This window comes from Nocardia sp. NPDC004722 (assembly GCF_053601505.1).
Map to the genome: position 1 here is coordinate 1 of NZ_JBSGBY010000380.1, position 8,224 is coordinate 8,224.

The 8,224-nt window shown below is 65.4% G+C and carries 7 protein-coding genes; 3 read left to right on the top strand and 4 right to left on the bottom strand.

The features are described from left to right. Positions 1 to 147: 147 nt before the first annotated feature. A complete protein-coding gene (locus tag ACWELQ_RS30090) occupies positions 148 to 1,644 on the bottom strand; it encodes a DUF222 domain-containing protein (RefSeq protein ID WP_452400410.1) in 1,497 nt (498 codons plus the stop codon). A gap of 110 nt (positions 1,645 to 1,754) precedes the next feature. After that, on the bottom strand, positions 1,755 to 2,474 hold the full coding sequence (locus ACWELQ_RS30095) for an alpha/beta fold hydrolase (RefSeq protein ID WP_452400411.1): 720 nt from the start codon (positions 2,472 to 2,474) through the stop codon (positions 1,755 to 1,757). Positions 2,475 to 2,783: 309 nt separating this feature from the next. Here ACWELQ_RS30095 and ACWELQ_RS30100 point away from each other — a divergent pair, with 309 nt between their 5' ends. Continuing rightward, the gene (locus tag ACWELQ_RS30100; RefSeq protein WP_452400416.1) at positions 2,784 to 3,689 is read left to right on the top strand and encodes an alpha/beta hydrolase family protein; all 906 of its coding nucleotides are present in this window, start codon (positions 2,784 to 2,786) and stop codon (positions 3,687 to 3,689) included. Between the two features lie 527 nt (positions 3,690 to 4,216). Continuing rightward, positions 4,217 to 5,371 (top strand): hypothetical protein, encoded by a 1,155-nt coding sequence (locus ACWELQ_RS30105; protein WP_452400412.1) that lies wholly within the window; start codon positions 4,217 to 4,219, stop codon positions 5,369 to 5,371. Here the strand turns inward: ACWELQ_RS30105 and ACWELQ_RS30110 are convergent. After that, entirely contained in the window at positions 5,365 to 5,934 is a 570-nt protein-coding gene (locus ACWELQ_RS30110; protein WP_452400413.1) for a DivIVA domain-containing protein, read from the bottom strand. The genes ACWELQ_RS30105 and ACWELQ_RS30110 overlap by 7 nt on opposite strands. Positions 5,935 to 6,006: 72 nt before the next feature. Further along, positions 6,007 to 6,672, bottom strand: coding sequence for a TetR/AcrR family transcriptional regulator (locus ACWELQ_RS30115; RefSeq protein ID WP_452400414.1), 666 nt, complete (start codon positions 6,670 to 6,672; stop codon positions 6,007 to 6,009). A gap of 53 nt (positions 6,673 to 6,725) precedes the next feature. Here ACWELQ_RS30115 and ACWELQ_RS30120 point away from each other — a divergent pair. Then, the coding region (locus ACWELQ_RS30120; protein ID WP_452400415.1) for a flavin-containing monooxygenase at positions 6,726 to 8,224 on the top strand (1,499 nt) is incomplete at its 3' end.

Genomic DNA, 8,224 nt, shown 5'->3' on the forward strand with positions numbered 1-8,224 from the left:
TCACGGCTCCCAAGTCGCGTCAGCGAAAGTCCGGTAGGGCAGGCGACGCAACCACACTTCCGGTACATGCCACCTCGACGCAATCCCGTTGCAGCCCAATCACGCGAGTAGTCTTCCCCCCGAGTTACCTGGCCTCGGGCTACCGAATCACATGTTGATCCCAGCCCGTCGCGAAGCGCGGGCGCGTGCATGCTGGCGGCGCTGCTCCGGGGTGGTGTAAACCTGCACCAACTCGGTCATGATGTTGACCGCGACCCCGGGATCGAAGACTGACCCGGTCGGCTCCGCATCCGGGACACCGGCCGCGGTGACCGGAGGCACAACGGTGCTCGGAAAAAGATAGAGGCTGCCTTCGGGTTCGGTCGTGACCGATTCCCCGGTGGGCGTGCACCATTCGACCACGCGCCCGGGGTGGTGGCGGACGGTCCAGCCGTTGGCGTGATTGTCGGCGAGTGTCTTGAGGCGGTGGTGTCGACGGCAGCGCGCCCCGAGGTTGTCTTCGGTGGTGTGGCCCCCGGCTTGCGGGTCGCTGTGGTCGAAGCGATCTTGGTGGTCGAGATCGCTGGCAGCGGCCGGGATCTGGCAGCCGGGCGCGCGGCAGATCCCGTCGATCGCGCGGGCCTGGCGCGCGGTGCGAGCACCGGGCCGGTAGCGCAATTCGGTGTGAGCGCTGGTGGTTTGGCGTGCGCTGCTGGCTTGGCCTGCGCCGGTGGGAGACACGGCCGTGGTGTCGGTGATGACCTCGAAACGGGCGTGGCGGGCAACCTGACGCGCCAGATCGGGATCGATGGCCCCCAGCCCCGCCAACAGTGCCGGGTTGTCCTGCAAACCGGCCAGCGTTTCCGCTGAAACACCGACCTGCACAAGCGCTTTACGGGCGACCGGGGTCTCACCGACCACCGCGCGGGGGCAATCCTCCAGCCCGCACCGGCAGATCAGGCGACCGGTGCCGTCGGCGAGAGCCACCAGGGCGTCGGCGCGGCGCTGCGCGACGGTGCGCGGGTCCTTTCCGCAGCACTGTGTCGAAGCCATCTCGCGCAGCCGTTCGTAGAGGGTCTGGCCTCCGGCAGCGGGCAAGACACCGTCGAGCAGGGCCGTGCCGTCGTCGTGTGCGGTGATCGAAACGTAGCGGTCGGCCTCGGCCGCCTTGCGACGGGCAGCCTGACCGGCCGGATCCGCCTCGAGCAGACGCCGTCGCGCGGTACGGCGAATACGTTGCGGATCAGCCTTCTCCGCGTACGCGGCCATCGCGGGCTCCAACTCGGCGAGCAGTTCCTCGGAAGCGTTGCTGAGAGACTTGGTGATCGCACGGGTCTGCGCCAGATCGATGCGCCCCGCCGCGAACGCTTCCCGCGTAGCCGGGCAGCGGTTCTCCAGATCCAGGCCCAACCCGATGAGCCCGTCGGCAGTCCCCTGCGAAACCTTCAGCGCCACACCGATTTCAGTGGCGGTATCCTCACCCGCGTTGAGGTTGCTGACCCCGCAATCAAGCTGCTGGGCGCGGCGCAAGTGGTAGAGGCTGGTCATCAACGCAATCTCTTCAGCCTGAAGTGCAGCTATCTGCTGGTGCACAGCACGCAGATGAGCGACCACTGCTCCAGCGGTAGCGATCTCATCTGCAATATCACCCATACCCTCGATCATAGTTTCGAATCACCCGACACGAAACCATGATCAGAGCAACACGCACTGTAAATAACTGGCTAACAAGCCGATTCGATCCCCTGCCCACTGAACAGATCCGTACGCCCGGTTCACTCGGCGGCATGCAGGACGAGCTTCAAAACCTCCTCGGGTATCTCGGCCATCACGTTGTGACCGAACGGACGCGTGTGAACCGTCCACGACGGATCCAGCCGCAGTCGATCGTAGAACTGTGTGAACGGAGTCTCGGCGTATTCGGTCATGAACAGGTAGTGCTTGCGAGCGATCTTCTCGGCGGCACCCGTGAGCCGGATGCTCTGCAGCATCGACGCCAGCGGCTGCGCGGTGACCCGGGCATCGGTGGGAAATCCCGATAGCCCCATCGAGTAGCCGTCGCCACCGACATCGGCGAGATAGCGGTCTCGCCACACCTGCGGACTCAAACTCCACACGGAGTCGCCATCGCGCGGAACGAAGGCATCCAGATACACCAGCGCCCGAATCCGTTGCGGGACAGCATCAGCCGCACCGGTGACCGACATGCCACCCGAACTATGGCCGACCAGCACGACATCATCCAGATCGTTGCCCTCGAGCACACCGACCACATCGGCGATATGGGTATCAAGGTTCACCCCGCCACCGGCCAGATGCGCTCTTTCCCCAATCCCGGTCAAGGTCACCGCATACGCCTCATGGCCCCGTTCCCGCAACTGCCGAGCCAACGGCTCGAACCACCAACCCCCATGGCGCGCACCAGGAACCAGCACAAATGTAGCCACAGCCATCTCCTCCAAAACCTGAGCCCGAACATCGAGTGAGCGCTCCACCCCCGAATCTACGAGCGCACAGCCAACGCCCCAGGAACCGAACGCGCCGCGCGTGGGACCGCACACGCCAACCACTGACAATCGGCTCGAAAACGACCGGACCGCGCCAAGTATGATCATGGTGTTCGGAGGGGGAACATGAGAATTGCGATCGGTCTCGTCGCGGTGCTGACCGTCCTACTCGCCGGCTGCGGAAGCGGCTCAACGGCTTCGCAACACCCGTCGGCGTCGGTAGAGGCATCATCGCCGGGGGCGGATCGTGAAATCAGTTTCACCAGTGGCCAGTTGATCGTGCACGGCAGCCTGCGGATGCCCGACGGCGTCACCGGTGCCGTGCCCGCGATGCTGCTCATCGCGGGTAGCGGCCCCACCGATCGCAATGGCGACAGCAAAGTGTTGAACGGGCCGGTCGGGACCCTGCGTTTTCTCGCGGACGTGCTGGCACGCAATGGAATCGCAAGCTTGCGCTACGACAAGGTCGGGACCGGGCAGACCGGGTTGGGAAGCCTGCAGCCAACCAGCCTGGGATTCGATGAATTTGTCCGGGAGGCGGCTGATGCGACGAATTACCTTGCCGCCCAGCCTGGTATCGATCGGGCCGCTATAGGCATCGTCGGGCACAGCGAAGGTGGGCTGATCGCGTTGGCTGTGGCCAACGGTAAGGGCGGGCAGATTCCCGCCGTGACCTCATTGAGCTTGCTCGAGTCGGCCACCGGTCGAATCCTGGATATCCTGTCGCGGCAGATCGACGCGCAGATCGCGCAATCCGAAAACAGGGGCGGGCTTTCGCCCAACGACGTGGCGTCCCTACGCGCCTCCCTCGCCGCAGTCGTCACGCAGCTGCGCATGAACGGCACGGTGCCTGACGATGTGCCGATGCTGCTGCAGCAGGACGGACTCGTCCCCGCCAACGCGAAAATCCTTGCAAGCGAAGATCTTCTCGACCCGGCAGCACTGGCGGCGACACTGCACGCACCGCTACGAGTGTTCACCAGCTGCTCGGACAAGGACATCAACATCAGCTGCGACGACGTCGCGAAGCTCGACGAGGCATTGAAGCAGACAACTTTGCAACAGGTACACCTCACCACAACCGACCACGTGCTCAAGGACGTCGGGAATCAGCCCTCCACCGGCGCCGAATACATCCAGCCACTGCCATACTCCCAACAGCTCACCGCCGCCTGGACCACCTGGCTTCACGCCAGCCGCTGACCCCACGCACGTCTGCGCGACGGTCTGCTCGCTCTGTGCTTCCATGGGCGGGCGGCCGGATCCGAAGCCCAGCCGCCGCCGTTGCTCTGGCTCTCTATCCGGATGAGGAGTCCTCGAAATAGAACCAGTCGTCGCCGTTCTCCCCGGAGAAGTAGGGTGACTGCCCCTCGTCAGCACTGGCGGCCCGCACCTTCACCGAGGAGATCTTGTCGTTGAACGCGTCCCCGACATAGGGCGTGTCGGCGGTGAATTCCTTACTGTCGCCTTGGAAGTTGGCGTCGGTGTCGGCGATGACGACATAGCCGGGAGCGAGCTCACGGTATCGTTGTCGGCCTGAGCTTTCTCCTTCAGACGGTGGCGCGGCTGCGTGAGCGAATCGCGGAGTTGACCGAGGAGTTGACCGCCGCAGAGCAACTGTTATCGCGGTCGCCCCGTTGGTTCTTACGTGGCACGGCCCGGGCTCGGCGCAAGGAAGTTGTCGTACCTCGCGGATACGGTTGGTTGTATCGAAGCGGGGAGGTGGGGAAATGGGGGCATCGGTCAGTTGGATCGCGGTGCGGGGCAAGGACTCCGCGGTGGTTCATCGCGATCTCGGATTGCAGGGGACGGGGGAGCGGGCCGGGTATGCGCGAATGCCGTTCTCGGGGGCGCATACCCGCGACGGTTGGTATCTGGTGGTCGACGACCGCGGTGATCAGCTCGAGGAGAGGCTGGATCTGCGGGATTGGTCGGCTGGGTGTGAGGTGATCAAGTTCGGTGTCGTGGAGGGGCTGGGGTACAGCGGGATCGAAGGGTGGGCGGATGGGCGGCGGGTGTGGTCGGTGGAGGTTGATCCCGCCACCGGCGGCTTACTGGTGAGGGGGGATGTACCGGCCGGGGCGGGGGCATTGCGGGAACGGCTGCGATCGGATCCGGATGATCACCAGGCGGTGGATCTGCCGATCTACTTGGCGGAGACGCTGGTCGGCTACAGCTATCGCATGGGGCTCAACTCCGGAGAACGGGAACCTTTCGAGATTCTCCAGCCGCCGCAGACGGCCGACCGGCTGGCGGAGTACACCACCTGGCTCACCGACATCATGGCCGAACGCGGCTTCACGCGTGCCGACCCCTCCGACACCGTCCGCCTGTCGTTCACGGCACCGGCCTCGATCTCCGGCGTGGAGCTGGCGGTCACGGCCGAACTGACCCGGATCGAAGACGGCGGCCTCCAGATCGACGGATACGGCGCGATTGTGTCCCCGTCCGGCGCTGCCGTGCTGCACGCACTGCCCGCCGCGGCCGCCATGGACGACAACGGTTGGGACACCCTCTCTTTCGGCGAGATCGACCGCCTGCGTTTCGACCAGCCCGCCGACGATTCCTTCCTGCACTTCGTGACCGGCCCGCTGGCCGAATTCTTCGCCACCACGGCCGATCCGGGCGCCTTCCTCGCCGCCGCGCGAAAACTCGACGACTACCGACGCGTCTCGGCGAGCAGAGTCCGCGGCACCGTGGTGTGGGCACTGCTGCACGATCACCTCGACGCCGCCTCCGACCTCACGGCCTGGTACCTACGCCCGTACCGCCGAGTGGGCTTACGCCGCTTCGGTTTCGATCGCCACGACTCCCACGACCGGGCGAAAGCCTTCGATCACGCGCTGCGGCAACGATTCCCGGACTACGACCGAATTCGTCAGTGACGGGAGACCTCGGAATGCTCGAGCTGGTGCACCACCAGGTCGAGGAAGGCGTCCACCTCGTCGCGGTGGTAGGCGGGTTCGCCGGGGGCGGCCACGTGGAATCGGATGTCGCGGATGTCTTGTGCGGTGAGGCCATTGGGCCCGTGGTGGGCCAGGGTGGCGGCGAGGCGGTCGAGGAATTCGCCCACCTCATCGGCGAGATAGCCGGGAAAACCGAACGGGGGCGCGGAGAAATGGATACGCAGGACGTCGTCGTGGGTCAACGGGTCGTGGGTGCGGCGGGCGGGGATGCGTCCGCGCCCCCGGCGTAGTTCCTCGAGGACGACGCACACGTGGTCGAGAAAATCGTCGACCTGCTCGATGTCGTAGCCGCGCGCGCCCGGCGGGGGAGCGTCGAATTCCACCAGCCGGATCTCGGCGATGCCGAGATGGTCGCGGCCGAGCATGGTGTCGGCGATGCGCGCGCGGAAGGCGTCCACCTGGGCCGGGTGGTAGCCGTGATGCCCGGACGGCGCGGGGCCGAATCGGGTGCGGCGGACGTCGTCGGGGGTCACTCGCGCCATTGTGCCAATGACTTCATGTCCGAATTACTTCCGCCCCTTGCGGATCCGGCCGCAACGGACAAACGAGTCGGTTCAGTGCTTGCGCACCCCGTCGATCAGCAGATGCCGGATGGCATGGCTGAGGTCGTCCACCGCCTTCGCGTCCGGCGTCCGGATGCCGTGCACGATGGCCGCCAGCAGCATGCCCGTCACCGCCCGCGCCGTATTGACGGTATCGAGATCAGCACGCAGATAACCCCGTTCGACCCCGTGCTCGAGATACCCGGCCGTCAGCGAGTCCGCGGTGTCCAGCAGCCCGTAGAGCCGCATGGTCAGCTCACTGTCGATCCCGGTCGCCTGGAACAGCAGCAACTGCGCGACCCGCTGATCCTCGAGGAAGATCCGATTCAACGCGTCGCCGATGCGATCCACCTGCGCCCGGTACTCCTCCAGACTGTCCGCGGCGTCCGGCGCGTTGTCGGTCCCCAGCGAGTCGATGATCCGCGCCGCCAGATCGTCGATGACGTGATCGATGATGTCGCGCTTGTTCTCGAAGTACCGGTAGAACGTCCCGTGCCCGATGCCCAGCACGCCGGCGATGTCCGCGATGCCGGTGGCGTGATAGCCCTTCTCGGCGAAACACCCGAACGCGGTGTCGATGATCTCCTGGCGGAGTTCGGCCTTGCGCCGTTCGATTCTCGAGGATGGCTTCGTCACAGGCCCGATGATACGGTGATCACAAACGGAATGAGATGTCATTCCGTGACATGTGCATCAGTTGAGTTGAACAACACTTCTGCAGGAGGTTCGGCGTGGCACCTCAGTACGACGCCATCGTGGTCGGTGCCGGTTTCGGCGGAATGGGCGCGGGCATCGAGCTGGATCGGCTCGGCCTGAGCAATTTCGTCATCCTCGAACGCGAGGACGACCTGGGCGGCACCTGGCATGTGAACCACTACCCGGGCCTGGCGGTCGACATCGCCTCGGTCACCTACTCGTACTCCTTCGAGCCCAACCCGCACTGGTCGCGCCTGTTCGCGCCGGGCGCCGAGCTCAAGAAGTACGCCGAGCACGTCGCCGACAAGTACGACCTGCGTCGGCGCATGCGTTTCAACACCGTCGTCGGCGGCGCGCGCTGGGACGAGGAACAGCAGCAGTGGGTGGTCGCCATCGAGGGTGGCGAATCCCTGACCGCGCGCTACCTGATGACCGCCACCGGGTTCCTCTCGCAGCCTTACACCCCGCCGTTCCCGGGCATCGACACCTTCGCTGGCAAGATCATCCACACCACCGCGTGGGACAACGACTACGACCTCACCGGTAAGAAAGCCGCCATCATCGGCACCGGCGCGACCGCCGTGCAGCTCATCCCCGAGGTCGCCAAGAAGGCGTCCGCGCTCACCGTCTTCCAGCGCACCCCGATCTGGGTGGTGCCCAAGTTCGACACCGCCATCCCGCGCTCCGTGCAGAGCCTCTTCGCGCGAGTCCCGTTGACGCAGAAGGCCGCTCGCATGGTGAACACCTCCATGCTGGAGGCGCTCATGGTCGTCGGCGTGCTGCACTTCAAGCAGGCCAAGCCGCTGAACAAGGCCGCCGCCGTGCTGGCCAAGGCGCACCTGCGGAACTCGGTGCGCGACAAGGAGACCCGCGCGAAGCTGACGCCGAACTACGATTTCGGCTGCAAGCGCCCCACCTTCTCCAACACCTACTTCACCACCTTCAACGAGCCGCACGTGCGCCTGGAGACCAACTCCATCGATCACGTGGTGCCCGACGGCATCGTCACCGCCGACGGCCACAAGACCGAGATCGACACCCTGATCCTGGCCACCGGATTCAACCTGTGGGACGTCAACTTCCCGGCCATCGAGATCATCGGCCGCGACGGGGTCAACCTCGGAAAGTTCTGGCGCGACAACCGCTTCCAGGCCTACGAGGGCATCAGCGTGCCGAAGTTCCCCAACTTCGTCAGCCTCAACAGCCCCTACTCCTACAGCGGCCTGTCCTACTTCACCACCATCGAGGCGCAGATGAAGCACATGGCGCGCCTGTTCGGTGAGATGTTCCGCCGCGGCGAGCAGGTCTTCGAGGTGACCGAGCAGGCCAATACCCGCTTCCTCGACCGCGTCACCGACAAGCTGGGCTCCTCGGTGTTCTACGGCGGCGAATGCTCGACCGCGCGCAGCTACTACTTCAACCAGCACGGCGAGGCCGCGCTGCTGCCGGTTCCGGCGATCGTGCCTATCCTGCTCTACATCGGCCTGCTGATCGGCGCGCAGGCGTTCCAGGCCGTGCCACGCCTGCACGCGGT